This window comes from Comamonas odontotermitis (assembly GCF_040396735.1).
GTDB classification, from domain to species: domain Bacteria; phylum Pseudomonadota; class Gammaproteobacteria; order Burkholderiales; family Burkholderiaceae_C; genus Comamonas; species Comamonas odontotermitis_C.
In genome coordinates this window covers 14,634-41,110 of sequence record NZ_JBEBNZ010000023.1, presented here as the reverse complement: position 1 = coordinate 41,110, position 26,477 = coordinate 14,634, and the positions used below count along the sequence as shown (strand labels likewise).

Below are 26,477 nucleotides of genomic sequence, written 5' to 3'. Positions count from 1 at the left end.
TCAGGCGGCCAGCACCTGTTCCAGAAAGCCGTGCGGATCGGAAAATGCGGCGCTGGAAGGCAGCAACCGAGCCTGGCCGTCGATCTGCAGAATAAAGGTAGGCACGCCACGCGCGCCGAACTGTTGCATCAACTGACGGGCCTGGTGGAGGCGCCGGTTATTGGCCTCTACCAACGCTGCATCCGGCCGGGCCAGACGCGCGGCAGCATCCGTGAGGCGCAGCCTGCCAAGAATGGCCTGCAGGCTGTCGATGTCGGAGATGTCCATCCCGTCCACATAGCGGGCTTGCTGCAGGGCCTTGAGCGCCTCCACCTCCCGCGACGGCTCGGTCAGCGCCACAGCAGTGAGTGCGAAGGTGGCCGGGCCGCTGTCGAACATCTGCTGGTGGTTGGCCAGCACTTCTGAGCGATAGCGCTCACTGAAGACCTGACCGGTCAGGCGCTCGATTCGCTGGTCATTGCTCCACGCATAGGCTGCAAATTCTGCATTCATGGGTCGCGCGCCCTCACCAGCGAACAGCCCACTGGGCAACAGGTGCAACTGCACGTCGGCGTGCGCTGCCAATGCCGTGACCGCCGGCCCGGCGCCGTAACACCAGCCGCACAGCGGATCGAAGATGTAATACAAATCTCTCATGCCCATTCCATGTCTTGTTGAATGCATCCATGGTAAGGGTCATGAATTGACAAATAAATACCGATGTAATAGATAGACTGTATGCCAATAGCACACAATCAAGACGACACCTCAGGCGGCAACTTTGCCAACCTCAAGCGACTGGCGTATTTTGCTGCCGTCGTAGAGACCGGCAGCTTCACGGCCGCGGCCGAGCGCCTGGGCATCACCAAAGCCGTGGTCAGCCAACAGGTGGCGCGACTGGAGGCCGAGTTCAGGACCAGCCTGCTGACCCGTACCACGCGCAAGGTGGCACCCACCGATGCAGGGCGTGCCTTCTACCAGCGTTGCGCGCTGATCCTCAAGGAGGCGGGCGAAGCCTTTGACGAACTGGCCGAGGTTGCGAAGGCGCCATCGGGCACGCTGCGCCTGACGGCCCCTTTAGACTACGGCATCACCGCCATCGTGCCGGTGATTACCGAGTTCTGTCGTCTTTATCCGCAATGCAAGGTGGATGCCGCGCTCAGCGACCAGTCCCTGGATCTGGTGAGCGGCCAGGTGGAACTGGCGATCCGCGTGGGCTGGCTCACCGATCTGCAGCTGCAGGCAAAGCAGGTCGGCACTTTCCGGCAGTTGTTGGTGGCCTCACCTGCTTGGGGCAAGCAGTTGGCAGGTATCGCACAGCCACAGCAGATCACCACCCTGCCCTTCATCGCCAACACCGCATTGCGTGATCCGCTCCACTGGAGCTTTGCTCCCGGCGAATCGATGCGCCAGAATGTGAACGTGACCATGCAATCCGCCATATCGCTGGATGCCACGCTGGCCGTACGCGAGGCAGTGCGCCAGGGTGCGGGGCTTTCGGTGCTGCCCGACTATGCGGTGGAGCGGGATCTGCAGGACGGCCACCTGATGCACGTGCTGCCGCATTGGGTGCTGCCTTCCGGTGGTATTCATGCCGTGTTTCCAGCCGCGCGCTTTCGCCCGATCAAGGTGCGTGCCTTTGTGGACCTGCTGCAGGAGCGCCTGTCTTCGCAGCCAGGGCAGCAGTGGCGGGGGTGATGGGGATGCGGCAAGTACCAAAAGGGAGTGGGCTTTTGCCGCCTCCTCTGCATCTAGTTCCGCAATGCCATTTCGTACTCGCCGCGGAAGGTCCGCAGCGAGCTTCCAAGAACCGTTGCAGCACCGTCTACAAGGCCGCATCGCCCGGAGCCAGGCAACAACCGTGCAAGATTCTCGAGTGCTGCCAGATCAGTTTGTCGCCCAGCACCGGCTTCGATACGCTCGAGGATGCGCGAGACTTGATAGGTACCGATCTTGCAGGACGGGCACTGCCCGCAGGAGTTCGCAGCAAAAAAGCCGACATATTCAGCCGTCTTGCGCAAAATACTGGTTCCCGTGCCAACTACGATCATGGCCCCGGTGCCCAGCCTTGATCCACGAGCCCACAGGCTGTCAAAGTCCATAGCAACATCAAGCTCGCGCTCCGTCAGCAAGGTGTTGGACGGGCCTCCGGTGAAAACAGCTTTGAACTGCTTGCCAGCCAATATGCCGCCACCATGGTCAAAAACCAATTCGCGCAAGGTCGTTCCCATGGGCAATTCATGCAAACCCGGGCGCAGAACATCGCCGGACAGAGAGTAAAGCTTGGTTCCCACAGCCTTGCCGACGCCAAGCGCTTGGTACCAGGAGGGGCCATGCCGAAGAATATGCGTCACATGCGCGAAAGTTTCCACATTGTTCAGCAAGGTGGGAGCACCATGCACCCCCTTTTCTGCCGGAAATGGCGGCTTGAGAGAAGGAAAGGGAAATTTCCCCATAACGCTTGAGACCGCTGCTGTCTCCTCTCCGCCAACGTAGAGGCCGGAGCTGGGGCAGATCTGCAACTGCACCGACGCGCCCACCACCTGGGCCACTCGCGCCAGAATCGGATGCTCACGCCACGCATCTACGGCAGCGCGAAGCGTCGGCAGCATCTTCGCCTCATGCGCATTGACGTACAGCACGATCTGGTTGGCCTTTACAGCCACAGCGCCAATCAAAGCGCCCTCAATCACCTGATGCGGTGTACTGGAAAGCAGAAATCGATCCTTGAATGTACCTGGCTCATCTTCATTGCCATTGCAGACGAGCCATTTACCACCACCATCAGGGCATGGTGGTCGAGCCGCCACGGCGGCCCATTTTTTCCACGTTGGAAAGCCAGCCCCTCCCAGCCCGCGCAAGCCGGCAGATTCCAGACAGGAGATGATGCCTGTCGGGTCAGCCAGAGCTTGCTCCAGTCCCCGGCCTCCACCAGCGTCAAACCAGGCAGCCAGATCGGATCCGACCTGTACAGATTTTGCGGTGAGCACCTTCATTGTGTTGTCCCCCTTAGGCAATTGGTGGCATCGAAATTGCCATAAGACGGAAAGAGAAGCGGTGCTTTTTTCTCCAGCGATAGTGAATGTGCGATAAGACCACGGCGCCAGTTGGCCAAGTGGAAGAGCCCGATATTGCGAGGCAGCCCGGTTCGCGCCTGAGCCGCGGCGGCAGCACCGGCGCGCCTGCCAAAAACCACCAACTCCAGCAGTGCATTCCCCATCATCCGATTGCGACCGTGCAGTCCACCAGTCATCTCTCGGGCGCAAAGCAGACCGGGAACGCTGGTGTGACCAGCCTCGTCGATTGCAACGCCACCGTTTTGATAATGAAGCGTGGGCCGAATCAGCAGCGGCTCCCGGGCGGGGTCGATGCCGCAGCGCTGCGCCAGATGAGAAAGCGTCACCAGACTATCCTTCAGAATGCCGGGGTGACTATGTTCCAGCGCGGGGGTATCCAGAAAAATGCCAAGTTTGCCATCGCGTTCAACGCCACGTCCTTGCGCAAGTTCACGCAGAACGGCCGAGGCGACAACGTCGCGTGGCTGCAGTTCATCTACGAACCGCTCGCCCAGGCCATTGACCAGATAGGCGCCCGCCGAGCGCGCCGCCTCGCTCACCAAGGCGCCCTCCATGTGCTGGGGCCAGGCAATTCCTGTTGGATGGTATTGAAAGCTGTCCATTTCGCGCAGCTTTGCGCCGAGCCTGTAGGCCATAACCAGTCCATCGGCCATCGCACCGTAATGGTTGGACGTGGGAAACCCACCGAGATGGAGTCGACCTGCTCCGCCTGTCGCCAGGAGTGTGGCACTTGCGCGCGCCAATATCGGGCGGCCCCGGGCAAGATCGTGCAAAACCGCTCCTGCGCAGCGCCCACGGTCATCGGCCAGCAGTTCCAGCGCCGGATGCCGATCCAGCACCTTGATACCTGCTTGCAGCAGCACTGCTTCGCGAAGCGTCCGCATCAATTCCAGGCCCGTGAAGTCTTTATAAGAGAGCAACCGTGCCGCCGTGGCCCCTCCCGGGGTTTTGCGCAAAAGCGTTCCCCCCATATGAGCGCTGTCCTTGGTCAGATCAAAGCTCATGCCTTCCTGAATCAGCCAGCGAATCGCAGCCGGCCCCTCGGAGACCAGTGCGGCAACCAATGCCTTGTCGGCAGCAAAGTGCCCTGTACGCAATGTGTCTTCAAAATGCCGCTGCAGGCTGTCTTCTGCACCGACTGCAGCCTGGATTCCCCCCTCGGCCATCACCGTGTTGCTGTCGCCGATGCGTAGCTTGGTCGCCAGCAACACCCTTGCCCCTGCGCGGGCAGCGGTCAAGGCCGCCACGCAGCCTGCCCCGCCCCCGCCGACGATCAGCACATCGGCGTCCAAAGCGGGCGCGCCTGCGATGTCTACATCCTCCAGCAATGAATCGGCCTGCAACAATTCAGCCAACGCCGCAGGGCACCGCTCTCCCGCACTGACACCTACGCGCAAAGCCTCCATGGCGCCTGCCTGATGATCGGGGTGGTATCGCGCCAGCAACTCCGGTACCGGCAGATTCAGGGCCTTGGGAGCGGCCGGGTAAACTGCACGCCAGGCTTGCAGGGCCTGCAAAATGGGAATTCCAACCTGTTTCAAGAGGCAATCTCCTTCGCCAGGGGGGGATTCGCTCCCTCTGCATCGAGGTGTATGGGTTGAAGCCCCTCTTCAATTTCATGAACGCGCATGATCAGGTCCGACGGGCGCAGGGTGAGCGCGGCGTTCATCCGCCGCACAAACTGTCCCAGATGGGCAGGATCGATATGCTCTGGACAAGCGGCCACGCACAAATTGCACAGCACGCATTGCTCAAACAGCGCTCCTGCAGCGCTGGCCTGGCCCGCGCAGGCCAAATTGACCATGCGCTGCACCTCCACCCCTTTCGGGCACGCCCGGTCGCAGCCGCCGCAATGCCTGCAATGCTGCGCTTCCGGGAAGGCGGTGTTGATCTGGCGAATGGCCTCCCAACTGTCCGTCATGGCGTGCAGGTCATATGGATGCTGGCGACGTGCCGGAAAATGGTCAATAAATGCAACCTGCATTCCATCCTCTGCAAGCGTTGTGCAGGCTAATGCCGTGGTGGCCAGCCGTATGCCGGGTCGGCTGACCAGTACACGGCATGCGCCGCACACGCCCTGCCCCAAACAGCCAACGTTTTCAGTGAGTGGCAGCCCTGCGGCCATCCAGGCTTCAAGCAGTGAAGCACCTCTGCTCACCTGGATGCGATGACCATCGAAATGCAATCCGATCGGGCTGGATTGCGCTGGTGGTGCGCTTTTTTTGGCTTGCATGTTTGCCGCCTCCTCACCACAGTCCGAGAAGTTTCCACCAGGAATTACCGAGGATTGCATATATCGCCAATTCGCCAATGCACATCAAAAAGCCAACGCGCCACCACAACCCCAGCGGCACATAGCCGCTACCGAAAATAATGGGTGACGTACCTGTCGCATAGTGCGTCAGCGTCATCATGATGGTGGACGCTGCCACCATCATCAGCAGGAACGGCACCAGATACGCAGGAGGAACAAGCGCTGCACCGACCGTGAGAAAGGCCAGCATCATGGCGCTGATATGTGCTGTGGTACTGGCAAAGCAATAGTGGGAAAACACGAAAAGCAGCACCAGAAGCGAGGCTGCCGCCTGCCAGCTCAACCCAGAGGCCAACAGGCTATCGCGCAGCAGATTGGAGAACCACGTGATAACGCCCGTCTTGTTCAACTGCTCGGCCATCATCACCAGAGCGCCGAACCAGATCAGAGTGTCCCAGGCGCTCTTTTCCGAAAGCACATCATCCCAGTCAATCGTACCGGTGATGATCAGGACAAAAAGACCAACGAACGCCACAACGGTTGGGTCCAGCAGAAAGGCCGGGCCAAAGATCATGGCCGGCACATTGGCCCAGAGCAGCAGCAGCAAGACAAAGGTGCCTATCATGACCTTTTCGCTACCTGCCAGTTTGCCCATACGCTTGAGTTCAGTCTTCGCGTAATCGACTGCATGCGGTGTCACCTTGACTTCGGGTGGTGCTATCACGGCCAGTGCCAATGGCATGAGCAGCAGGCATGCGAGGCCTGGAACAAGCATGTACAAAGCCCAGGTAGTCCAGGAGAGATGAAAGCTCTGGTTCGTTACCTTGGCCAGGTAATCAACCACCAGTGGATTGGGTGCCGTCGCCGTCAGAAACATGCCCGAGGTGATTGTGTTGGCATGCATGTTCACCAGTGAGAGGTAAGTGCCCATCTTGCGCTCGGTGCCACTCGCAGGGTCGGAGTTGAATGCAGAGGCGATCGACTTCATGATTGGATGAACGATCCCTCCACCACGCGCGGTGTTGCTGGGGGTGAAAGGCGCCAGAACGAGTTCGCATATCGCGATGCCATATCCGATGCCAATTGTTCGTCGGCCGAGCAAAGAGATAAAAAGCAACCCAATCCGGTTGCCCAGCCCCGTTTTCTTCAGGCCCCTCGAGATCAGGACAGCCACAACGATCAGCCAGATCAGCGGGTTGGAGAGGCTGGCCAGCGTGTCACTGATGGCGCCTTTGGATGAGGTTGACGTCACTTGCGTCAACGCAACAATGGTCATGGCCATCATGGCCATGACGCCGATTGGCATGACTTTGAGAATGATGGCAACAATAGTGGTTAGAAAAATTGCCAGGAGTGTCCAAGCCTTGGCAGTAAGGCCATCTGGAGTTGGAATCAGAAGCAGTGTGACGAGAACCGCAGTGGTGGCAAGGGCGGGCTTAATACGAAATGGCACAACCTGTTCAAAGTATCGGAACAGTGCGCTTAGTCGGGTCGGTTGCATGATGACCTTCTTCAATGAAAAATTGTTCTGAGCCTTGCCTGATACGGCAAGTCTGTATTTGCGGGAGACCGTTGTCGCCCCTTTTTTGATTTCTGACCAATGCCGAAGACTCAGTCTTCCAGCGCGCTGCGTATCAGCAGCACAGGCTTGGTGGTTTTGCTGACTACACCCTCCGACACGCTCCCCATGATCATTCGGCTTACGCCACGACGGCCATGGGTGCCAAGAACCAAAAGGTCCGCGGCCCATGCATCTGCCTCCGCGACGATCACTTCATGGATTTGAGCAGGCGGGGTGCTGCGCTGCTGACTCAACTGCGTCGCATGGACGATTTCTGCGCACTCAAGCAATTTGGCGGCATCTGCGAGCGTGCGTTGACCAATGTCCGATAGCTCGGGAACTCCTGTCGACATACCTGCGTGCCCCATCAAACCGCCGGTCTCGTCGCTTGCGACAAACAGAACCTTGACCTCGCTGCCGGTAGCCTTGGCCAGAATGATTGCCTGTGATAACGCCAATTCGGAGGCATGGCTGTCATCCATCGCCAGCAATATCTTTTGGTACATGAGGGTTGCTCCACTGTGAGATATGAAGTCTTGCAGACGCAGAACAGTCCGCGTCGCACACCGGGCGTTGAATCAGAAAACAAAAAGCCCTGTCTCTCGATTTCATAAACGAGAGATATGGTGTCGTTTCAACAAAAATGGAAACTGGCCTTATGCTTTGGTTGCTACCGGCATTGTTTGAAGAGTCTGTTGCGTCGCCTTCACTGCCCGTACGCTATTTGCAAGGTGATGCGAGCAAGCTTGAGGTGTTGAAGATTTTTCTGAGGCCAACGTGCTTCGATGCATTCAAAGGGCACATGATTCCAGCGGCCTAGGCTCAAATCTCGCGCGTCTTGCGAAGGATCACATACAACTCATCTTTGAGATTTAGCTTTTCTTTCTTCAAGTTTTCGATGACGCCATGGGCCACTGGCAGAAGACCTGCTTCGATGTTTTTTATCTCTTGATCCAAGGTGTTGTGGCGATGAAAGATGCGGGCGAAATGGGCATCATCGGTCTTGAGGCGAGAGATTTCTTCACGAAATTCTGGAAACATATCAGAGTCCTTTTAGATTTTTTTCCATTGGAAGTACCACTGTGCCCTATCAATTCTGAGTGCCTCCAGCCCCCTCCAATTTGATATGAATCAAGCTCTACATCTGAATAATGAGTTCAAAATATCAATGGCATAAATTATTAATTAGGTTATGAATTTGCTATGGAAATGGGTGAAGACTCTTTGGGGAAGTGATAGCCGGAATCAAGATCATTCGTCGGGAGACGGTCAGTCTTTCGAACTGAATCGAGGCATCGTGTCCCGCCTAGCCTACGTGCAGCACAACCAATTTCATTCGATAGCTGATATATTTATTGGTATAAATTTAATTGTTATAGAAAATGATGAATCAGACTCTTCAGCACAGCAGTAACCTGGTCTTCTCTGCATAGATCGTTCTGCGCTTGTAGCTTGTTCAGGCACCGAGGTCGATCAAAAAGACGATAAGGTCGCAGTGAACACTTCGGTAGAGAAATCCGAGGTACTCCAAGTTTTAGCAAAGGCGAGCAGAGTCCTGTATTGACCCAGTGAAAACCTACTCAGGTGTTATCAATGAAAGGAAGACACCATGAGTACCTTGATGGAAGAAGAAATCACACGCTGGACCGCGAAGCGCAATATGGCACTGGTGCTGGAGATCACACAGGGCAAGACCGGTGTGGCCGAGGCCGTTCGGTCTTATGACCTGCCGCCCTCGGAGATTGAAGGCTGGGTGGAAGATGGCCGTAAAGGGATGGAGAACGCCCTGAAAGCCAACCCGCAGGGCGTCCGCAAGCAGAACGAAAGCCAGCTCAAGGAGCAGCGAGGCCGATGGTGAGGCGATGCTGGAGTTGCGCGCCAGAAAAAAAATTGCAGGCGCCTTGGGCGCGGATGGGAAGTGAGCGAGGCGATCGGCCAGGGACTGTAGGCCGACCGCATCACCGTCTCGATCAGCAAGGTTCGAGATCCCATCGCGCACTCTGTACTACCACTTGGTCAAGGCTGCGCCGAAGCTGCAGGATCGCTTCGTGTCACCGATCAAGAACATGATCAAGGAGAACTGGTCGTTGGGGTCTCGATACGTGCATCGGCACCGCTTCGAATCGCTGCAGCATGCCAGTCGCCTGATTGGGGACTGGATTCACTTCTACAACCACGGGCGCCCGCACCAGGCGCTAAACATGAGAACACCCGCTGCGGCATTCGCTTTAGCGGCCTGGCCTGTGCAAGTTCTGCTGGGTCAATACAATCTTGCGCAAATGAAAAAACCCGCTGCAATTGCTTGCAGCGGGCATTCAATGATGGTCGGAGCGGCGGGATTCGAACTCGCGACCCTCTGCTCCCAAAGCAGATGCGCTACCAGACTGCGCTACGCTCCGACAAGCCATTATTCTAATCGCTGCAAAGCGGCCTCAAGCCCAAATCGAGGCGCATCTTCAAAATATTTTGACAAATGAAAAACCCGCTGCAATTGCTTGCAGCGGGTGCTCAATAGTGGTCGGAGCGGCGGGATTCGAACTCGCGACCCTCTGCTCCCAAAGCAGATGCGCTACCAGACTGCGCTACGCTCCGACATGTGATGATTGTAACCAGATTCTGGACTGCTTTTGGGAAAACTTGCCACAATTTTTGCAGCATGCTTTGCAGCACTGGTTTGCGCTACAGACCAAAAAGACCTTAGTCCTTCCAGCGCTGCAGCTCTCCATTAACGGTTGGAGGTAGGAGCCGGGCCGCGGCCTGGCAGATGGCGGAACGTGATACGACCCTTGGTCAGGTCGTAGGGCGACATTTCCAGCGACACCTTGTCACCGGCCAGAATGCGAATGTGGTGTTTACGCATCTTGCCACCGGTGTATGCAATCAGCTCGTGGCCATTGTCCAGAGTCACGCGAAAGCGCGAATCGGGCAACACTTCGGTCACAGAGCCTTGCATCTCGATCAGTTCTTCTTTAGCCATAAAAGTCGATGAATCCTTGTCCTAGTTGTGCAGTACAGCGCCTGCTCCGTTGCATGCCTACCGGCTGACACTCCACAGACCAGACCATTCGACACAGCAATGGGCGGTTGGCGGCGCGGCAGGCAACGGACGCGGCATGGTCTAAAGCATTCATGGCCGCAGGCGAAGCAGGAGCGGCGCGCTGCCGAAAACCCGTCTGCAGGCACCGGAACTACGCCGTAAGCTGCCGCACTCCTAAATGCATTAGTTTGCAAAGCCCTATATTGTACTATGCATGCAGTTTTTATGCATGCGCGCCACGCGGCATTTCCGTGTTGTCCTTTGCTTTTTCAGCCCATTGCCGCTGTGCTGTGTTGCAATGCGGCGATACAGATCCAATCCCATGCGCAACTCTCTTGATTTCAGTTCCTGGCAATCGCTGCTGTCGACCGTGCTCGGGCTCTTGTTTGCCACATTGCTGATGCTGGGAATTCGCCTCGTGTTCATGCAGACCATGCAGCGCAAGCGAGAGCGGGAAAATCGCCAGATCAACGAGAGGCTCAAGACCCTGATTGCTGCGTACAAAACCCTGGGCAGCTCATTCACCGGTGAGCTGTCGGTAGACCCGAGCCACCTCAAGGAGCTGCGCTCCTCCAGCGAGGCTGACGAAGCACCCATCCAGGATTGGGAAGCGTTCAAGGCCCAGACGGAGCGCCGCAGGCGCATGCGCGATGCCGTGGAGGCGGCGCTGTCCGACATCATCTTGCTGGGCACGGAAGCGCAGGTGGCACTGGCGGCCCGCGCTGCGCAGGACATGGTGGCGGGCCGCGCCGTGCGCACAAGCGAGCTGGTGGTGTCGCTACGCAACTTCATCCGGCAGGCGCTCGACCTGGAAGCAATCGCAGAGTCCACCCATATTCCCGAACAGGGCCCGCAGCGCATTGCGGCGGGTGGTGGATCGGGCAAGCGCAACAGTGGCAACGGTGGCGGTGCAGGAGGCGGTCGTGGCGCTGGAAGTAGCGGTGGAGGCGGTGGGGCCGGGATGGGCGCCGGAGGCCTCGCCGTGGGCGCAGGTGCGGGCGTACATGCAGCCAATACATCCTCTTCAGACGGTGCTCAAGCCCCCGCAGCCCCTCTGGCGGCCGAGGCCGATCCATTGGCCTGGGTAGATAATCCGCGCTAGGGGGCATCTGCAAAACTCTCGCCAGACGGGATGGATGCGGATCGCCCGAGACCGCATTCCGATTACTGCCAACCGTCTTGCAGAGACTCCCCTGGCCCCGCAACCAGCGCTCAATGACCATGAACTCTCTCACCCCCCGCTACTGGCTGATGAAGAATGAGCCGGACGAGTACTCGATTGACCATGCACTGGCTGCGCCCCACCAGACCATCCCCTGGGACGGTGTGCGCAACTACCAGGCGCGTAACTTCATGCGCGATGACATGCAGGTGGGCGACGGTGTGCTGTACTGGCATTCCAGCTGTGCCGAGCCCGGCATCTATGGCGTTGCCCGCATTGCAGGCAATTTACGCACCGACGCCAGCCAGTTTGACCCCGCCTCCCCCTACTTCGACGCAAAATCCAGCCCGGACAAGCCGCGCTGGTTGACGCTGGATGTGCAGGCACTGCGCAAGGTTGGCCCCATATCTGTAGCAGCGTTGCGCCAGTACCCGCAGCTCGAAGACATGCGCGTGCTGCAAAAGGGCAACCGCCTGTCGATCACGCCTGTGGATGCCCGCCATTGGGATTTCATCCTGGGATTGATCGACGGCCGCAGCTGAGTCTTGCTGCCTTCGCGCATGGCAGCGCATTGCCGTCAGACTGGAGCACATCGCCGCCTTCCACGCCCGCCAGCCAAAGACCTCCCTATCCAGCCCGGGCATGGGAATGCACCACGCATAGGGCACAAAGCGCGAGGCAACTTCTACCGTGCAACAGGCTCGGTTCATGGCAGCAGCACATTCAGCAGCTATGCTTGCAGGCCATGACCGCCGCCTCATCCTCGCCCCAACCTCTTGATACCAGGCCGCCACGCCATAGCGCCTGGCAGGTGTTCTGGGTGTTTCTGCAGTTGGGGCTGACCTCGTTTGGCGGGCCAGTAGCGCATCTGGGTTACTTTCGCCAGGCTCTGGTCGAGCGGCGCCAGTGGCTTTCGGATGCGCAGTATGCCGATCTGGTGGCGCTGTGCCAGTTTCTGCCTGGGCCTGCCAGCAGCCAGGTCGGCATGGCCCTGGGCCTGATGCGCGCCGGGTGGCTTGGCTGCCTTGCCGCCTGGCTGGGCTTTACCATGCCCAGCGCCATCGCCTTGTTGGGCCTGGCTGCCGGTCTGAACCATTGGCCGCACCTGGCAGACAGCGCCATCGTGCACGGCCTCAAGCTGGTCGCCGTCGCGGTGGTGGCGCATGCGGTATGGGGCATGTGGCGCAATTTGTGCAAAGGCTGGCTGCGCAAGTGCCTCGCAGTGGTTGGCGCAGCCGTGTTGCTCGCATGGCCTGGGGCGGCGCCCCAGTTGCTGGTGCTGGCCGTTGGTGCCCTGGTGGGATGGCGCCTTTTGCCCCGGACGCCCGGCAATGCGCAACAAGCAGGCCCCGTCTTGTCCCTTCCGCTGGGCCGCAAGGCAGGGCTGTGCCTTTTGCTCGCGTGCGGCCTGCTGCTGCTGTGTTTGCCCGTCGCTGCACAGTTGTGGCCCGGCGTCGCCATGCGGGCGTTTGCGGCCTTCTACCAGGCAGGGGCACTGGTGTTTGGCGGTGGCCACGTGGTGTTGCCGCTGCTGCAGGCCAGCGTTGTTCCCCCGGGCTGGGTGAGCGATGCGCAGTTCTTGACCGGCTATGCCGCCGCGCAGGCCGTACCGGGCCCCTTGTTTACGCTCGCGGCATACTTGGGTGCATTGCTTCCTTTGCCTGCGCCGTGGGCGGGTTGGGCCGGTGGCGCTTTGATGCTGGCTGCCATATTCCTGCCCGCCTTCTTGCTGGTGGCAGGCGCCTTGCCCTGGTGGCAGCGGCTGCGAGAAAGCCATGCGGCCCAGCGCGCGCTGGCGGGCATCAATGCGGCCGTGGTGGGCGTACTGCTTGCCGCCTTTGTCCACCCGGTGTGGAGCAGCGCGATTCGCCAGCCCAGCGATGCATGCATTGCCGCCATTGCCTTTGCCCTGCTGCAGTGGCTGCGTGTGCCGCCCGTTGTGGTGGTGCTGCTGACAGCCCTGGCCGCCTGGGGCATGCAGCTACTGCATAATGCCTGAAGTGACCACGGCGCCCATCCAACAAGCGCCAATAGCTATTGATTTGATACCAACCTGCTCTTCAAGGACGACGACCATGGCTTTTGCCGACAACCTCAAGACCCTGCCTTCCATTGCCCATGTTGCCGAGATTCAATTGATCGATGCAGACGGTAACTTGGTCGCCAGCATTCCCAACGCTCCCGGCAAGGCAGGTTCGGTCACCGTCTATAACGCGCTGGCGGCCAGGCATGGCGGCATCAATGTCGCAGCAGCCCAAGAAGGCCTCGAGCTGTTTGCCGAGCACACCGAAGACGCCAAGGCCCGCCCGGGCGCCCACCCCAATATCGACCGCCTGCTGGAGGTGATCGCCACTGGCAAGGGCTATACGGTCAAAGTCATTGCAGCCTGAAAGGCTTCGCAGCCCGCGCCTGCTGGCCATCCCGCACTCTGGCGACTGCGCGCTTGGCAACGTAACTGCGGCCTGAGTAGCCTCTGCCCTATTCCGTTCCCCGGAACCGCAGCGTGGACTGCCGCACCACCTCCGGCAGTTGCTGGGCCTCGCCGTAGGCATCGCGCAGGCGACGGGCGTCGTTCATGCCATCGTTCACGGTCTTGCGCAACTGCTGCAGGGCCTCGCGGCTGCCCTCGGGCACATGGCTCTGGATTTTCTGCATCGTGAGCAGAATATGCTCGCGCAGGCCAAACTGCTCGCTGGTAGCAGGGTCCACATAGGTGCCTTCCAGCCCGAAACGACATGCCTGGAAGCGGTTATAGGTGTAGACTAGGTAATCATCTTCCTGGGGCTCGAATGGGCTCTCGCTCAGGAACCAGCTGCCCAGCGCCTGCACATAGGCGGCCAGCGCAGCAGCCCGCTCAATGGACAGCGGGGTATCGAACACCCGCACCTCCACCGTGCCAAACTCGGGCTTGGGGCGGATGTCCCAATAGAAATCTTTCATGCTGTGGATCACGCCAGTGGCCGTCATCTTGTCAAAGTAGCGCTCAAAATCCTCCCAGTGCAGCGCAAACGGTGCACGGCCCGACAGCGGAAACGCAAATACCGAATTGAGCCGCGCCGAATCGAATGCCGTGTCCTGCCCTTGCACGAAGGGGCTGGATGCCGACAGCGCAATGAAGTGCGGAATGTAGCGCGACAGCCGGTGCAGCATCAGTAACGCATCGTCGGCGCTCGGGCAGCCCACATGCACATGCTGGCCAAAAATGGTGAACTGCTTGGTCAGGTAGCCATAGAGCGCGGTGATCTCCTTGAAGCGCGGCTTGTCGTAAATGCGCTGCTGGTGCCACTGCTGAAACGGATGCGTGCCGCCGCCCGCCAGCGCGATATTGAGCCGGTCTGCGGCCTTGACCAGCGCGTCGCGTGTGGTCGTGAGCTGCTGCAGTGCGTCCTGCGCATCGCGGCAGATGCCGGTCGATATCTCGATCATGCTCGTGGTTACCTCAGGCACGATCGAGCCGGGTACCTGCGCATTCTTGAGCAGGGCCAGCATATCAGGCGCATAGGGCGTCAAGTTGTAGTGGTTGGTGTTGACCAACTGCAGCTCCAACTCCACGCCCAGCGTCAATGCATCGGATTGTTGAAAGGCTTCAAGCGTCATGGCGTTTCTCCTTGGCGTTCAGGGCAGACAGGCCAATGCCGCGATGCGCCTCGCCGCAACGCCACAGGGCCAGCGATGCCAGCAGTACGCCCAGCACCTCGCACAGCACCACCATCGGCAGCGCAATAGCCGTCAATGCCCCTGCCACGCCCGTATTCACCACCGCCCACTGCATGGCCAGGGCAGACGCCAGCACCAGCGCGAGGCCCGAGCTTGGCGACTGCGCACAGGCCACCGGCCACTGCCGCTGCCACCCCAGGCCTGTGCCCAGGCCCAGCAGCAGTACGCCGCCCATCTTGCCCACCAGCCGGGCCAGCGCAGCGGCTGCAATCACGCTCACCAGACCTACCGAGGGAACCACCTGGCCCGCCATGCTGGCAACCAGCACGAACATCAGCAGGCTCAGCATGGTATTGGCTGCCATGAAGGCGCTGGGCCATACCAGCGGCTTGGGGCTCATGTTGCGCAGCAACAGACCCGCCACCAAAAAGCCCAGCGCGGCCGAACCACCCCAGCGCGTGGCCAGCAGGCTCACCGCCACCAGCGCCGCCAGCATGTACAGCGCGGTCGAATCGCTGCGCGAGGACTGCCAGCGCAGCACCGGCCACAATGCCACCGTGGTCAGCACTGCCCACAGCACGGTCAGTCCCAGGCTCAGCAACAACTGGCCCAGGCCAGCGGCAGTCAGCACCAGGCTGGCCAGCGCGTCCTCAGCCCCTGCCCCCGCTGCTGCAGCAGGCGACCAGGCCACGGTAATCACCAGGCCCAGGACCAGGGCATATACACCGCTCAAGGTGGCCAGCAACAGGCTGCGGTCGGTGACGGCGCCGCTAGCGCGCAGATCGGCCACCACACGCAGCAGCACGGCAGGCGATGCCGCCATGGCCACCACGCCGACGCCCAGCGATACGGCCCAGCCCATGCCCAGCAACTGCAGCACGCCTGTTACCAAAACCAAGGCAGCGCCCGATTCGGCAAGGCTTTGCAGCAGCAGCCAGGGCTGGCGCAGCAGCCATGACAATGAAATCTGCGACGCAGCCATCAACAGGCTGGTGCCTACCGCCGTCTGCAGCAGCACCTGCGTGTTGCCCTGCAACGGCCAGGGCAGATCACCAAAGCCCAGCCAACCTGCCAGCAGCCCTACCACCGTATAACCCAGCATGCGCGGAAATCCGCTGAGCCGGAACACCAGGTGGCCTGCAATGGCAGCAGCAGCCACCAACACACACCAACTCATCAGCGGGCCGGCGTGCGCATCCAGCCAGCTGCCGATGTGCGGCGACGGCAAGATCGGTAGGGAATTCGGAGCCATAGGCGCCCTCCTGTATCGGATGCTGCGGCCGCTTCAGGCAGCGCCGCAGACGGGTTGGTGCAGACAGTGTTGCGGAAAGGAACGACCTCGGTCGCAAGACATGGCCGGCCAGCAGCCAGAAGACGCAACACCTGCAAGACAGCGGCTGACATGGCAATACAGATCACAAGACGTGCCGCACTTGCCACAGCGGTCAGGCCGCAAATGGAAACAAACCGGAAACTCACTTACATAATAAGAGGCAAGATTCAAACACCCGCCCAAAACCTTTCGAGAAAGGGCTTTGTCTTACAGCAGCGCTGCACATTCGGCCCAGAAATTGCCCAATATCAAAAATGCCGCTGACGCGCACTCAATGGGCGCCTTCAGCTCTATAAACAATAGCAATCGGCCACCTCCCTGGTACTGCTTGCCACGCCTTGTTGCAAGCAGTCGGCGACGAAATGCGCTGTGGTTGGCGCCCGCGATTGCGCAAAGACAGCGGCGCTTTGCAATGCGGCCGGCAACAGACGCTGTCGTGCGCAGGACAGCCACCTGCACCGGCAACCCGGCCCGCGGCTATTTTTCTGCACAATGGCATGCAGCTATGCGTCTGCATGGCCGTGCAGTTGCCAAATGCGCTGGGCCTGAAGCCCAAGATAGCCAAAAAATAGCGAAGACAACCGAACGCCCGAGCCACACCCGCGAGCCATCGGGCCGCCGCAGACGGCGCAGGCGTTCCTTCAACAGATGACAGGGGACACACATGAAAAAACTGCTACTGGCTGGCATGGCCGCCGTACTGACACTGGGCGCCGCCATCCACACCCATGCGGCAGACGCCTGGCCTGCCAAGCCGCTGACATTGGTGGTGCCTTTTGGCGCGGGCTCCAGCCCCGACATCATGGCCCGCATCGTGGGTGAAGAGGCGGCCAAGACGCTCAAGCAGTCCATCATCGTGCAGAACAAACCTGGAGCAAGCGGCAACCTGGGCACCGATGTGATCGCCAAGGCCAAGCCCGATGGCTACACCTTTGGCGTCTCCATCACCGGCCCCATGGTCAACAACGCCCTCATCTACAAAAACCTGCCTTACAACCCGCAAACGGACCTGACGCCGCTCACCATGGGGGTGCACCAGTACAACGTGCTGGTGGTGGCCGCCAACTCGCCCATCCGATCGCTGGCAGACCTGGTGGCCGAATCCAAAAAGCCCAATGCACGCCTCAACTTCCCGAGCACCGGCGCAGGCACGGTATCGCACCTGGCGGTGGAACTGCTGCTTGACCGCGTAGGCGGCAAGGCCGTGCACGTACCCTACAAATCGTCGCCAGACGCCGTGACCTCGCTGCTGAGCGGCGACACCAGCTTTGCCGCACTGCCGCCGGTTGCCGTCGTACCCATGATCCAGGACGGCCGCTTGCGGCCGCTGGCCGCCGTATCGGCCAGGCGCCTGGAGTTTCTGCCGGAGTTGCCCACGGTGGCCGAACTGGGCTACCCTGGCGTGGAAGGCTCGGGCTGGATCGGCTTTTTTGCCCCCGCAGGCATTGCCCCCGCCACCAAGGCCCAGTTGAACGCAGCGCTTGTGAAAGCCCTGGAAACCCCAGAGGTGAAAACACGCCTCAAGGGGATGAACATGGAAGCCGCCCCTTCCTCGCAAGAAGCATTCGCCAAATACATGGATGACGAACGCCAACGCTGGTGGCCGCTGATCAAGCGCCTGGGTTTGAGCGAGAACTGAGTACGAGAACACCAAGAACGGAAAAACGGCGTCCCTGGACGCCGTTCTTCATGGCTGCCAAATGACGGGGATCAGATGGCAACAAATGAAAATCTTATGCAATTGCTCGCATGAAGGTAGCCATTTTGGTTTCGGTTTCACGGATTTCGCTGGCGGGGTCAGACCCGGCAACCGTGCCTGCGCCGGCATACAGACGCAGGGTGCGATGGCCGTCGTAGCGCGCGCAGCGCAGGGTCAAGGCCCATTCGCCATCGCCACATTCGCGCTGCCAGCCCACCAGGCCGGCAAAGTACTCGCGGTCAAACGGCTCCAGCGCCCGGATGTGGCCAAAGGCCTGTGCAGTAGGAAAGCCGCAGATCGCGGGCGTCGGGTGCAGTTGGCAAGCCAGGTCGAGCGCGGTCATGGCAGGGTCTTTGAGCTCGCCGGTGATGAAGGTGGACAGGTGCCACAGTGCATCGGTACCGATTACCGAGGGGCCAGTGGGCACCTCCAGCGTGCTGCAGTGCTCACGCAGGATTCGCACGATGTCGTTCACCACATAGGAGTGCTCGCGCAGGTCTTTTTCCGAGATCGCCAAACCGTCTTTTCGGGCCTGGTCTTGCTCTGGGTCGGCATGGCGCGGAATGGAGCCCGCCAGCGGGTTGATGAAAACGCGCGCGCCTTCGCGGCGCACCAGCAGCTCGGGGCTCGCGCCTAGCATGATGGCAGCGGGCTCGGTGTGCCTACCTTCTTCCCAACAAGGTACGGCGAAGGTGTAGCCATGCGCATTGCGCCGCAGCAGATCGGCCAGCACGGTGTCGTAGGCGATGGGGGCGTCCAGTTCCACATCCATGGCGCGCGAGAGCACGATCTTGCTGACACCGCCTTCTGCATACAGTTGGAGGGCGGCGCGCACCATGTCGCCATACGCTTCAGGTGCTGGCACCGGCTGGCGGCCGATGACCGCCGGGCGCGCCTTGCGGCCTGCAATGGCGGCGAGGCCAGCGCGGTCAGGGGTCGCAGATTGCTGCACCGAGCGTGGAATGGTGAAGCTGCCCGGGCGCGCGCTGTCAAAAGGCACGAGGCCAAACAGCAGCGGTTCAGCGATGCCCTGCGCCTTGGCGCGCGCAAACAGTTGCTGCACAGCGTCCGCCGAGGCGGTGGTGAAGGCGCTCACCGCGCCATCGAGCCCTGTTGAACGAAATTGCTGCGCAGGCGAGGCAAAAAATACATCCCCGTTGTGCATGCCATCCAGCAGCCAGCTTGGCTCACTCATAACGACTTCCTGTGTCTCCATGTTTTTTGGAATCCGCAGCCGCCCCGCTTGCGCAGCAGGGCACATGGGCCGCAGATGCGGAGCTTGGGATTGTAGGGTTGCATGCGCCCTGGACCTCACCGCCCGCATCGCAATGGAAGCCGCGTTGTCCGCCCCGGGACAGTCAGGCACGTGATGCGGAAGCTCTGTAGCGACCGATATCGCTTCTACCGGGAAAAATGTTGGCCTCCATATGCTTTTGAGCGCCAGCGCATACCCGGCATGTGCAGATTGCTATCATTTTTGATAGATTGTTGCCCCCGCAAATATCCGAGCAGTTTGTGTTGCCTCCGTACCGTGCCTGAAACCGGTTGCAATCGCAACCCTATGATGGCAGCCCCGATGCAGCTGGCCAAAAGCACGAAAGAGCCCGTCCGCTACCAACCGTAGCCCCGCGTTCATTGCCGCCCCGACCTTTGGCCGCCACCCATGGCCAGGCACTGCGGCGCACTGCTCCTTCGCATCACTACATTCCGCATCTCCGCACCCTGCGTTGCGCCATCCCCTTCCGGGCGGTGCCGCGGCGCGGGGTGCTTTGCCTTTGGTCTGGATACTCTCGTGCTTGCCTTTTTGACCCGTCTTTTCCCCGTGTGGGCAGCCTTGATAGCTGTTGTTGCCTACGCCGCACCGTCGGCATTTCTGGGCTTCAAGCCCCATATCGCCCAATTGTTGATGCTGATCATGTTTGCCATGGGCGTGACCCTGCGGGTGAGCGATTTCACCCGCGTGCTGCAGCGGCCCGCACCGATTGCGGCAGGTCTGTTTCTGCACTATCTCATCATGCCGCTGGCCGCGTGGCTGATTGCCAAGGCCTTGCAGATGCCGCCAGAGCTGACGGCCGGGATGGTGCTGGTGGGCAGCGTGGCAAGCGGCACTTCATCCAATGTGATGATTTTTCTCTCCAAGGGCGATGTGGCGCTGTCGGTCACCATCAGCGCGCTTTCTACCCTGGTAGGCATTGTGGCCACGCCGCTGCTCGCGCGCCTTTATATTTCGGCATCGATCGATGTGCCAGTGAGCGCGCTGCTCATGGAGATTGCGCAGATCGTACTGCTGCCCATTGGCCTGGGCCTGGTGCTCAACCATTTCTGGCACGCGCGGATTAAACGTATTGAGCGCTTGCTGCCGCTGGTGTCCATGGTGGCCATATTGCTGGTGCTCTCGACGGTGGTGGCGCTCAGCCGCGACCGCATTGCCACCGTGGGCGGCGTGGTGATTGCCGGGGTGATTGCCCACAACCTGATCGGTTATCTGGGCGGTTACTGGGGCGGGCGCCTGCTGGGTTTTGACAAATCGGTGTGCCGCACGCTGGCCATCGAGGTGGGCATGCAGAATTCCGGCCTGGCAGCCAGCCTGGGGGCCAAGTTCTTCAGTCCCATGGCTGCACTGCCGGGCGCCATTTTCTCGGTGTGGCACAACATTTCGGGCTCGCTACTGGCCGGCTACTGGTCGAGCCGCCCCACCGGCACGGCCAATGACCATGTGCGGCGCGAAGATGTGGCCTTGCACTGATTGGACCCGATATTCTGTACAAAAAGTGCCTCTGGTGCACAACTGACAAGCGCCAGCCGCTATCAAATCAGGAATAATTGCCAGCGCCTGCCGCCTCGCTTTCGCCCTCATCATCGCCCTTCGCAGCCAGCATGTGCCCCGTGCGGCTGCGGGCCGTGGCAACCAGGGTGCTGATCGCCTGGGTTTCGGGCAGGCTCTTCCAGTAGCGGCGCGGCATTTCGCGCAGCATGGCCTGCTCCTTGAGGCGCGCGGGATTGAAGGTGGACTGGTAGTAGGCAAGCCAGAGCGCCTCGCCCGCATCGGCCCCGGGCGCCTGGGCCGCTGTGGCGCCGGGCGCCCATTGCATGGTGTGCAGATCCCACAGCACGCTGCAATCGGGGGTGAGAATGGCCCAGCGCATATTGGTAAAGCGCCGCATGAAAAAGCCCGAGGCTGCGCGCACGATGTAGTGTTCCGGCTCGAACCAGGCCACATGCAGCGGCTCGCCGCTCGCATCCTGCGTGGGCCGAAAGCGTACAAACGCATGCATTTTGTGGATTTCGCGCCCCACGGCATGGGCCAGATGCTCCAGACCGCGCCAGTCGGCATCCAGCGCATCACCAGCCAGCCTGGGTGTGCGCTGCACGCGCCACAGCCAGCGGTAGCACAGTGCAAACCGCCCCGGGTTGCGATGGCAGCAGGCATCGCGCAGCACGGCCAGTTGCGGCTTGCGGATATGCACGGGCCGGCCAGGGGTTGGCACCAGGCGGTCCAGCGCATCGGGTGTCAGCACCCGGTCTTGCGCAGAAGAGGAAGCGCCGTCGGCAAACAGGTCGCCTTCTGCTGCGCGGGTGGCCAGCGTGTCGTTCCACCGCCAGTGAATGTCGTCAGGTGCAGCGCCCAGGGCCAGCAACGCCCGCGCCGCTTGCCGAAAGCCCGCAAAATCATCGGGCGCATCCAGCAGCACGGTCAGCATCTGCCTACTCTCTGCTCCATATGGCGCGGCTTGCATGCTCAGAACAGCGCCATCTGGCCCGCAGCGGCCAGGTGCATGCCGCTGTGCCTGCGCTGCACGGTGCCCTGCGCCATCTGCGCGATCAGCTGTTCGCGCAATTGGGCGCTCTCCAGCGCTCCGGGGCGCGGGTGGTAATCGGCCAACTCCACAAAGGCCAGCACCTTGGCGCTGGCCACATGCAGCTGCTGCAGATCGGCCAGGCGCAGGCTGCGCACGCGCCGCGCGGCCAGCAGACGCTCCACGCTGCGCCCGCCCAGGCCGGGCACGCGCAGCAGCCACTCCTTGGGCGCGCGGTTCAGGTTGACGGGGAAATGCTGGCGGTGCGCCAGCGCCCAGGCCAGCTTGGGGTCGATTTCCAGATCCAGCATGCCGGCGGCGCCGGGGGTGATGATCTCTTCGTGCGCAAAGCCATAAAAGCGCATCAGCCAGTCGGCCTGGTACAGGCGGTGTTCGCGGATCAGGGGCGGCGCGTGCAGCGGCAGGTCGGCGGACGCATCCGGTATCGGGCTGAACGCCGAGTAGTACACGCGGCGCAGCCGATGGCCGGTGTAGAGCGCGCTGCTGGTGCGCAGTATGACGGCATCGCTTGCGCCATCTGCCCCCACGATCATCTGCGTGCTTTGCCCGCCCGGCGCATACCGCGCAGGCCTGGCGCGGCGCGCACGCTGCGCGCCGGGCAGCGACACGGGCTTTTGGGCGGCGTGCGCCTGCCTCTCCTGCCTTGCCTCGTCGATGTGCCTGGCGACATCGCCCATGGCCGATGCGATGCCGGATGCGCTTTTCTCGGGGGCGAGTTGCTGAAGGCCTTGCGAGGTAGGCAGCTCGATATTGATGCTCAGGCGGTCTGCATGGCGCCCGGCGAGCGCCAGCAATTGGGGGTCTGCGTCGGGAATGGTCTTGAGGTGGATGTAGCCGCGAAAATCATGGTCTTCGCGCAGGCTGCGTGCCACCTCCACCAGTTGCTCCATCGTGTAATTGGACGACTGGATGATGCCGCTGGAAAGAAACAGCCCCTCGATGCAGTTGCGGCGGTAGAAATCGAGGGTGAGCGCCACCACTTCGGCCGCTGTGAACCGCGCCCGCTGCACATTGGAGCTTTTGCGGTTGATGCAGTAGCGGCAGTCGTAGATGCAGAAGTTGGTGAGCAGTATCTTGAGCAGCGACACGCAGCGGCCATCTGGCGTATAGCTGTGGCAGATGCCCATGCCTTCTGCCGACCCCATGCCCTTGCCACCGAGCGAATCGCGCCCCTTGACGCCGCTGGATGCGCAGCTGGCGTCGTACTTGGCAGCGTCTGCCAGGATGCGGAGCTTGGCGATGGTTTGCATACGAATACTGTAAATAACAACAGTATTTTAGCAAAACCTGGTATCCATGCAGCAAAACGCGCATGAACGGCCGAATATTGATGAAGCAGTCTTCCGCGCTTTGCTGAATTATGCGTAGCGCTATCAAATTGATAGATACATAGCGAATCTCGGGCCGCTCATCACACAATCACGCACACCACCACTCAGGCCGCCAGTTGGCGAATGCGCTGCTCCCACCTGGATGGATCGCCAACGCCATCGCCAAATGGCCTGTCAAACCACTTTCTCTCGTCCAGCTGCCGCACGTCCATCAGGTGCAGGTCAGCCGCGGTTTCGGTGCGGGGTAGCAGTACCAGGGCCTCGCTGCCGCGCTGCCACACGGTATTAGGCAGGTCCTGCATGTGGGCCGCGGTGTGCGGCTCTTGCAGCACAGGCGGGCCAAAGCGCTGCCGCACATCGGCCAGCAAGGGACCGATGGGGACGTCCTTGTATTCCACCGTGATGCTGTCCACCGCCCTGTCGCCTTGTGCGCGCAGCTGCGGCTCGGTAAACAGCGGTGCCTCACCCGCGCGAAGGGGGCGGATGATGCCGGCGGGCATCTGCTCGGCCACGACGTTGAGCCGGTGAAACGGTACGCCCAGTACATTGCCGTACAGGCCCCATGCGGCTTCTGCCAGCGCCTGGGCGTTTTCTACCGTCGCTGCCTTGCTTGCAGGCCACGTGGCCAGCACCAGTGCCACGGCCCTGGCCCAATCGGGCTCGCCTGCCTTGGCGCGCGCCTGCAGTCTGGCGGCAGCAGAAGCAGCTGCTGGCGATGGTGCCTGGGGATCGGCCACACCCAGTGAAGCCAGTGCCGCGAGCCACAGGCGGTCTCGCAGCTGGCTGGCCTGCATGTCGAGGCCCCAGTCCGGCACCACGGCCAGCGCAGGCTGCGCCGTCAATGCCAGCACCACCGGCAAACCCAGGCACAGAGGCGGCGCCCACTCGCTGCCGTCGGCAGTCTTGCGCGGCAGGGTGAAAAATTGATCGCTGGCCGGGTCTGGCGCCGGGGCGCCCTCGCCTTGCGCAGGAGTGAGCGGCGTTGCGCCCTCGCCCTCTTTCTGGCAGGCTGCCAGCGCCGGCAACAGGAGCATGCAGCTGCTCCATGCCAGCCAGCGCCTGCGTGTCGATGGTTGTATATGCATTGCCGCGCATTGTAGGGGCCGGTTAAGCGCCGCCAACACAACCCTTGATACGTTGTTGCTTCGCCGGGGGCGCCCAGCCTTGTGGTACGTCTGTACTGCCTGCGGCTTCGCCTAGCGCAGCTCGGCCTAGCGCGGCGCGGCCTGACGCGGCCCGGCCTGACGTGGCCCGGCGCCTAGTCTTAACCGCAAATCTGCGATTTGCTGGGTTTTGCTAGCGGCTCTAAGCCTGTGCGACAGCATGCGCGGTGCGAAACCGCGCGCAGCACCCACAATGCTCCTGCCTGCGGCCCCATGCGCAAAGCACGCAATGTGCGCACCGTGTGCGGTGCATGCAGGTGATTCACCATACGAGGAGACTGCCCATGCCCCGATTCCGCTTTTCCCTGCTGGCCGCTGCGCTGGCGGGCCAGATGCTCACCGCCCCCGCCTTTGCGCAGGACAAGCCCACCGTGCAGTTCATCGCCACCGGCGGCACGATTGCGATGAAGATCGACCCGGTGAAGAACGCGCCCGTTCCCGCGATTTCGGGTGACGACCTGCTCGCCACCGTACCCGACGTGGGCAAATACGCACAGATTCAGGTGAACAACCTCTCGAACGTGCCATCCGACTACATGGATCCGGCACGCTGGGTGCAATTGACGGCCGCCGTGCAGACAGCCCTTGCCAGGCCCGAGGTGGCGGGCGTCATCGTCTCGCACGGTACCGACACGCTGGAGGAGACCGCCTTCTGGCTGGATGTGACCGTGCAGTCGCCCAAGCCCATCGTGCTGATCGGCGCGCAGCGCAATGCTTCGGTGTCTGATTTTGATGGCCCGCGCAACCTGCTCAACGCCGTGCGCATTGCGGTCGATCCGCTGTCGCAGAACAAGGGCGCCATGCTGGCCATGAACAACCAGATCAACGCTGCCCGGTATGTGACCAAGACGCACACCGCGAATGTGGAGACTTTCCGCTCCGGAGAATACGGCTTTCTGGGCGAGGTCTACCCCGACCGCGTGGTCTATGGCAACGCCCCCGTGCGCCGCCAGCACATTGCCATTGCGGCGCAAACCATGCCCGAGGTGGAAATCTTCCCCATGTATGGCGGCGCCAATGGCGAAGCGCTGCGGCAGGCCGTGGACCGGGGTGTCAAAGGCATCGTCATCGACGCGCTGGGCATGGGCAACATGAACGTGCCCATGCTGAATGCCGCCAAGTACGCCATGGGCAAGGGCGTGCCTGTGGTTGTTACCACCCGCGTGCACAACGGCCGCGTGATGCCCAGCTACGGCTTTGAAGGCGGCGGCAAGACCTCGTACGACGCAGGCGCCATCATGGCCGGTGACCTGAAGGCGCCCAAGGCGCGCATTCTGCTGATGCTGGCCCTGCAATCAGGCCAGAAGGAGCGTGCCCAGCTGCAGGCCCTGTTTGACAAGTAGGCTGGCCCGGTAGTCTCCCTGCCCCGTCCATGTCTGCGCTGGCCGGGCGGGTCATTTGCTGGCTGCCTGGGCCAGTTGGGCCGCTCTCAGCGGCTGTAGTCCACGGGGTCGCGGTAGGCGGCCTCGTCATGCATGGCCCAGTAGGCATCCTGCAGCCGCTGGGTGACGGGGCCAGGGCCGGGCAAACCGGTGAGCGCCACCCCGTCGATCTTGGAGATGGGCATGACGCCGCCAGCCGTGGAGGTGATGAACACCTCGTCTGCCGTGCGCAGCGCCTCCTGCGTCACCGGCTGGGCATGCGCGGTAATGCCCAGGCGCTGGCACAGCTCCAGCGCCGTCTGGCGCGATATGCCCATCAGAACGCCGCGCGCCGGAGTGCTCACGACCCCATTCTTGACCATGAAAAGGTTGAAGCCCGGCCCTTCGGCAATGTGGCCCGCACCATCCACCACGCAGCTGGTGTCGTGCCCGCCGTCGTAGGCATCAAACAGCGACTGCACCAGATCGAGCCAGTGGTAGTTCTTGACCGTGGGGTCTACCGACTCGGGGGCGATGCGCACGCGCTGGCTGATATGCAGATCCAGACCCTGCTTCTGCTTTTCGGGGCTGGCAATCCATACGTACGGCAAGGCGTAGGCGTAGAAACGGTTTTCCGCCAGACGCGGATCGCGCACGCCCTTGGGCGCCACTCCGCGCGTACACACCATGCCCACATAGGCGCTTTGCAGGCCGGCGGCGCGCACGCAGCCGTGCAGGATGGCGCGCACCTGCGCCTTGTCGTATGGAATCTGCATGCGCAACGCCTGCATGCTGGCAAAGAACCGGTCAATATGCGCATCCAGGCGAAAGAAAGCGCCCTGCCACACGCCCACCACGTCATAGGTCACGTCCGAGCGGGTAAAGCCCCAATCGAACAGCGAAACCTTGGCTTCGGACAGCGGTACATAGGCACCCTCGGCAAAGGCACAACCGCCGTCCAGGCTGGATGCGGCAGGCGGGGTTGGAAGCGTCATGGCAAACCTCATGAAGTGAACATGGCAAAGGACCAGCTTAGGCCCGGCTG

23 protein-coding genes, 2 tRNA genes and 2 pseudogenes are annotated in these 26,477 nt (G+C 61.3%); 10 read left to right on the top strand and 17 right to left on the bottom strand.

The features are described from left to right. On the bottom strand, window positions 1–636 hold the full coding sequence (locus ACH2DG_RS16915) for a DsbA family protein (protein WP_395027591.1): 636 nt from the start codon (window positions 634–636) through the stop codon (window positions 1–3). An 81-nt stretch (window positions 637–717) separates the two neighbouring features. Here ACH2DG_RS16915 and ACH2DG_RS16910 point away from each other — a divergent pair, with 81 nt between their 5' ends. Continuing rightward, window positions 718–1,677: a LysR family transcriptional regulator gene (locus ACH2DG_RS16910; protein WP_395027590.1), complete on the top strand. Its 960-nt coding sequence runs from the start codon at window positions 718–720 to the stop codon at window positions 1,675–1,677. A gap of 53 nt (window positions 1,678–1,730) precedes the next feature. Here the strand turns inward: ACH2DG_RS16910 and ACH2DG_RS16905 are convergent, their stop codons facing one another. The 6 genes from ACH2DG_RS16905 to ACH2DG_RS16880 form a co-directional block, all read right to left on the bottom strand. Next, window positions 1,731–2,975, bottom strand: coding sequence for an NADH-quinone oxidoreductase subunit F (locus ACH2DG_RS16905; protein WP_395027589.1), 1,245 nt, complete (start codon window positions 2,973–2,975; stop codon window positions 1,731–1,733). Continuing rightward, the gene (locus ACH2DG_RS16900; protein WP_395027588.1) at window positions 2,972–4,597 is read right to left on the bottom strand and encodes an FAD-binding protein; all 1,626 of its coding nucleotides are present in this window, start codon (window positions 4,595–4,597) and stop codon (window positions 2,972–2,974) included. Before ACH2DG_RS16900 ends, ACH2DG_RS16905 begins: the two co-directional genes overlap by 4 nt. Then, window positions 4,594–5,289 (bottom strand): 2Fe-2S iron-sulfur cluster-binding protein, encoded by a 696-nt coding sequence (locus tag ACH2DG_RS16895; RefSeq protein ID WP_395027587.1) that lies wholly within the window; start codon window positions 5,287–5,289, stop codon window positions 4,594–4,596. The genes ACH2DG_RS16900 and ACH2DG_RS16895 overlap by 4 nt, the downstream gene beginning before the upstream one ends. A 13-nt stretch (window positions 5,290–5,302) precedes the next feature. After that, window positions 5,303–6,811 (bottom strand): DASS family sodium-coupled anion symporter, encoded by a 1,509-nt coding sequence (locus tag ACH2DG_RS16890; protein ID WP_395027586.1) that lies wholly within the window; start codon window positions 6,809–6,811, stop codon window positions 5,303–5,305. 110 nt (window positions 6,812–6,921) lie between these two features. Further along, a complete protein-coding gene (locus tag ACH2DG_RS16885; protein ID WP_395027585.1) occupies window positions 6,922–7,377 on the bottom strand; it encodes a universal stress protein in 456 nt (151 codons plus the stop codon). Between the two features lie 316 nt (window positions 7,378–7,693). Continuing rightward, window positions 7,694–7,912: a YdcH family protein gene (locus ACH2DG_RS16880; protein ID WP_395027584.1), complete on the bottom strand. Its 219-nt coding sequence runs from the start codon at window positions 7,910–7,912 to the stop codon at window positions 7,694–7,696. A 568-nt stretch (window positions 7,913–8,480) separates the two neighbouring features. Here ACH2DG_RS16880 and ACH2DG_RS16875 point away from each other — a divergent pair. Continuing rightward, a pseudogene (locus ACH2DG_RS16875) lies at window positions 8,481–8,793 on the top strand (DUF1153 domain-containing protein). Window positions 8,794–8,937: 144 nt separating this feature from the next. Further along, window positions 8,938–9,072: pseudogene (locus tag ACH2DG_RS16870) on the top strand (integrase core domain-containing protein); the annotation flags it as partial. Window positions 9,073–9,193: 121 nt separating this feature from the next. Here ACH2DG_RS16870 and ACH2DG_RS16865 read toward each other — a convergent pair. The 3 genes from ACH2DG_RS16865 to infA form a co-directional block, all read right to left on the bottom strand. After that, window positions 9,194–9,270: transfer RNA gene (locus ACH2DG_RS16865), tRNA-Pro, on the bottom strand. Window positions 9,271–9,386: 116 nt separating this feature from the next. Further along, window positions 9,387–9,463, bottom strand: a tRNA-Pro gene (locus ACH2DG_RS16860). A 133-nt stretch (window positions 9,464–9,596) separates the two neighbouring features. Then, entirely contained in the window at window positions 9,597–9,848 is a 252-nt protein-coding gene (gene infA / locus ACH2DG_RS16855) for a translation initiation factor IF-1 (protein ID WP_395027583.1), read from the bottom strand. Window positions 9,849–10,230: 382 nt separating this feature from the next. Here infA and ACH2DG_RS16850 point away from each other — a divergent pair, with 382 nt between their 5' ends. From ACH2DG_RS16850 to ACH2DG_RS16835, 4 genes are all read left to right on the top strand, one after another. After that, window positions 10,231–11,010 (top strand): hypothetical protein, encoded by a 780-nt coding sequence (locus ACH2DG_RS16850; protein WP_395027582.1) that lies wholly within the window; start codon window positions 10,231–10,233, stop codon window positions 11,008–11,010. Between the two features lie 113 nt (window positions 11,011–11,123). Beyond that, on the top strand, window positions 11,124–11,612 hold the full coding sequence (locus tag ACH2DG_RS16845; RefSeq protein WP_395027581.1) for an EVE domain-containing protein: 489 nt from the start codon (window positions 11,124–11,126) through the stop codon (window positions 11,610–11,612). Between the two features lie 203 nt (window positions 11,613–11,815). Next, the gene (gene chrA, locus ACH2DG_RS16840; RefSeq protein ID WP_395027579.1) at window positions 11,816–13,069 is read left to right on the top strand and encodes a chromate efflux transporter; all 1,254 of its coding nucleotides are present in this window, start codon (window positions 11,816–11,818) and stop codon (window positions 13,067–13,069) included. Window positions 13,070–13,145: 76 nt separating this feature from the next. Next, on the top strand, window positions 13,146–13,460 hold the full coding sequence (locus ACH2DG_RS16835) for a DUF2322 family protein (protein ID WP_395027578.1): 315 nt from the start codon (window positions 13,146–13,148) through the stop codon (window positions 13,458–13,460). An 88-nt stretch (window positions 13,461–13,548) separates the two neighbouring features. Here ACH2DG_RS16835 and ACH2DG_RS16830 read toward each other — a convergent pair whose 3' ends face one another. Both ACH2DG_RS16830 and ACH2DG_RS16825 read right to left on the bottom strand, forming a co-directional pair. Beyond that, entirely contained in the window at window positions 13,549–14,667 is a 1,119-nt protein-coding gene (locus ACH2DG_RS16830; RefSeq protein WP_224152518.1) for a YbdK family carboxylate-amine ligase, read from the bottom strand. Beyond that, window positions 14,657–15,979: a cation:proton antiporter gene (locus ACH2DG_RS16825; RefSeq protein WP_395027576.1), complete on the bottom strand. Its 1,323-nt coding sequence runs from the start codon at window positions 15,977–15,979 to the stop codon at window positions 14,657–14,659. Before ACH2DG_RS16825 ends, ACH2DG_RS16830 begins: the two co-directional genes overlap by 11 nt. Window positions 15,980–16,724: 745 nt before the next feature. Here ACH2DG_RS16825 and ACH2DG_RS16820 point away from each other — a divergent pair. Next, entirely contained in the window at window positions 16,725–17,699 is a 975-nt protein-coding gene (locus ACH2DG_RS16820) for a Bug family tripartite tricarboxylate transporter substrate binding protein (protein ID WP_395027575.1), read from the top strand. Window positions 17,700–17,793: 94 nt separating this feature from the next. Here ACH2DG_RS16820 and ACH2DG_RS16815 read toward each other — a convergent pair whose 3' ends face one another. Continuing rightward, window positions 17,794–18,954 (bottom strand): isochorismate synthase MenF, encoded by a 1,161-nt coding sequence (locus ACH2DG_RS16815; RefSeq protein ID WP_395027574.1) that lies wholly within the window; start codon window positions 18,952–18,954, stop codon window positions 17,794–17,796. 597 nt (window positions 18,955–19,551) lie between these two features. On the opposite strand from ACH2DG_RS16815, the gene ACH2DG_RS16810 reads away from it, so the two are divergent. After that, a complete protein-coding gene (locus ACH2DG_RS16810) occupies window positions 19,552–20,505 on the top strand; it encodes a bile acid:sodium symporter family protein (protein WP_395027573.1) in 954 nt (317 codons plus the stop codon). 67 nt (window positions 20,506–20,572) lie between these two features. On the opposite strand, the gene ACH2DG_RS16805 is transcribed toward ACH2DG_RS16810, so the two are convergent. From ACH2DG_RS16805 to ACH2DG_RS16795, 3 genes are all read right to left on the bottom strand, one after another. Further along, window positions 20,573–21,460, bottom strand: a complete 888-nt coding sequence (locus ACH2DG_RS16805; RefSeq protein ID WP_395027571.1) for a TIGR03915 family putative DNA repair protein — start codon at window positions 21,458–21,460, stop codon at window positions 20,573–20,575. A gap of 38 nt (window positions 21,461–21,498) precedes the next feature. Beyond that, on the bottom strand, window positions 21,499–22,827 hold the full coding sequence (locus ACH2DG_RS16800; RefSeq protein WP_395027570.1) for a putative DNA modification/repair radical SAM protein: 1,329 nt from the start codon (window positions 22,825–22,827) through the stop codon (window positions 21,499–21,501). A 185-nt stretch (window positions 22,828–23,012) separates the two neighbouring features. After that, entirely contained in the window at window positions 23,013–23,942 is a 930-nt protein-coding gene (locus tag ACH2DG_RS16795; RefSeq protein ID WP_395027569.1) for a hypothetical protein, read from the bottom strand. A 413-nt stretch (window positions 23,943–24,355) separates the two neighbouring features. Between ACH2DG_RS16795 and ACH2DG_RS16790 the strand changes: the two genes are divergently transcribed. Beyond that, on the top strand, window positions 24,356–25,414 hold the full coding sequence (locus ACH2DG_RS16790; RefSeq protein WP_395027568.1) for an asparaginase: 1,059 nt from the start codon (window positions 24,356–24,358) through the stop codon (window positions 25,412–25,414). An 86-nt stretch (window positions 25,415–25,500) separates the two neighbouring features. Here ACH2DG_RS16790 and ACH2DG_RS16785 read toward each other — a convergent pair whose 3' ends face one another. After that, entirely contained in the window at window positions 25,501–26,427 is a 927-nt protein-coding gene (locus ACH2DG_RS16785; protein ID WP_395027567.1) for an aminotransferase class IV, read from the bottom strand. Window positions 26,428–26,477: the final 50 nt, after the last annotated feature.

Bases quoted from the DNA above. Each gene is read 5' to 3' on its own strand.
- ACH2DG_RS16915 (WP_395027591.1), bottom strand. From the start codon at position 636: ATGAGAGATTTGTATTACATCTTCGATCCGCTGTGCGGCTGGTGTTAC.
- ACH2DG_RS16910 (WP_395027590.1), top strand. From the start codon at position 718: ATGCCAATAGCACACAATCAAGACGACACCTCAGGCGGCAACTTTGCC.
- ACH2DG_RS16905 (WP_395027589.1), bottom strand. From the start codon at position 2,975: ATGAAGGTGCTCACCGCAAAATCTGTACAGGTCGGATCCGATCTGGCT.
- ACH2DG_RS16895 (WP_395027587.1), bottom strand. From the start codon at position 5,289: ATGCAAGCCAAAAAAAGCGCACCACCAGCGCAATCCAGCCCGATCGGA.
- ACH2DG_RS16890 (WP_395027586.1), bottom strand. From the start codon at position 6,811: ATGCAACCGACCCGACTAAGCGCACTGTTCCGATACTTTGAACAGGTT.
- ACH2DG_RS16885 (WP_395027585.1), bottom strand. From the start codon at position 7,377: ATGTACCAAAAGATATTGCTGGCGATGGATGACAGCCATGCCTCCGAA.
- ACH2DG_RS16880 (WP_395027584.1), bottom strand. From the start codon at position 7,912: ATGTTTCCAGAATTTCGTGAAGAAATCTCTCGCCTCAAGACCGATGAT.
- infA (WP_395027583.1), bottom strand. From the start codon at position 9,848: ATGGCTAAAGAAGAACTGATCGAGATGCAAGGCTCTGTGACCGAAGTG.
- ACH2DG_RS16850 (WP_395027582.1), top strand. From the start codon at position 10,231: ATGCGCAACTCTCTTGATTTCAGTTCCTGGCAATCGCTGCTGTCGACC.
- ACH2DG_RS16845 (WP_395027581.1), top strand. From the start codon at position 11,124: ATGACCATGAACTCTCTCACCCCCCGCTACTGGCTGATGAAGAATGAG.
- chrA (WP_395027579.1), top strand. From the start codon at position 11,816: ATGACCGCCGCCTCATCCTCGCCCCAACCTCTTGATACCAGGCCGCCA.
- ACH2DG_RS16835 (WP_395027578.1), top strand. From the start codon at position 13,146: ATGGCTTTTGCCGACAACCTCAAGACCCTGCCTTCCATTGCCCATGTT.
- ACH2DG_RS16830 (WP_224152518.1), bottom strand. From the start codon at position 14,667: ATGACGCTTGAAGCCTTTCAACAATCCGATGCATTGACGCTGGGCGTG.
- ACH2DG_RS16825 (WP_395027576.1), bottom strand. From the start codon at position 15,979: ATGGCTCCGAATTCCCTACCGATCTTGCCGTCGCCGCACATCGGCAGC.
- ACH2DG_RS16820 (WP_395027575.1), top strand. From the start codon at position 16,725: ATGAAAAAACTGCTACTGGCTGGCATGGCCGCCGTACTGACACTGGGC.
- ACH2DG_RS16815 (WP_395027574.1), bottom strand. From the start codon at position 18,954: ATGAGTGAGCCAAGCTGGCTGCTGGATGGCATGCACAACGGGGATGTA.
- ACH2DG_RS16805 (WP_395027571.1), bottom strand. From the start codon at position 21,460: ATGCTGACCGTGCTGCTGGATGCGCCCGATGATTTTGCGGGCTTTCGG.
- ACH2DG_RS16800 (WP_395027570.1), bottom strand. From the start codon at position 22,827: ATGCAAACCATCGCCAAGCTCCGCATCCTGGCAGACGCTGCCAAGTAC.
- ACH2DG_RS16795 (WP_395027569.1), bottom strand. From the start codon at position 23,942: ATGCTCCTGTTGCCGGCGCTGGCAGCCTGCCAGAAAGAGGGCGAGGGC.
- ACH2DG_RS16790 (WP_395027568.1), top strand. From the start codon at position 24,356: ATGCCCCGATTCCGCTTTTCCCTGCTGGCCGCTGCGCTGGCGGGCCAG.
- ACH2DG_RS16785 (WP_395027567.1), bottom strand. From the start codon at position 26,427: ATGACGCTTCCAACCCCGCCTGCCGCATCCAGCCTGGACGGCGGTTGT.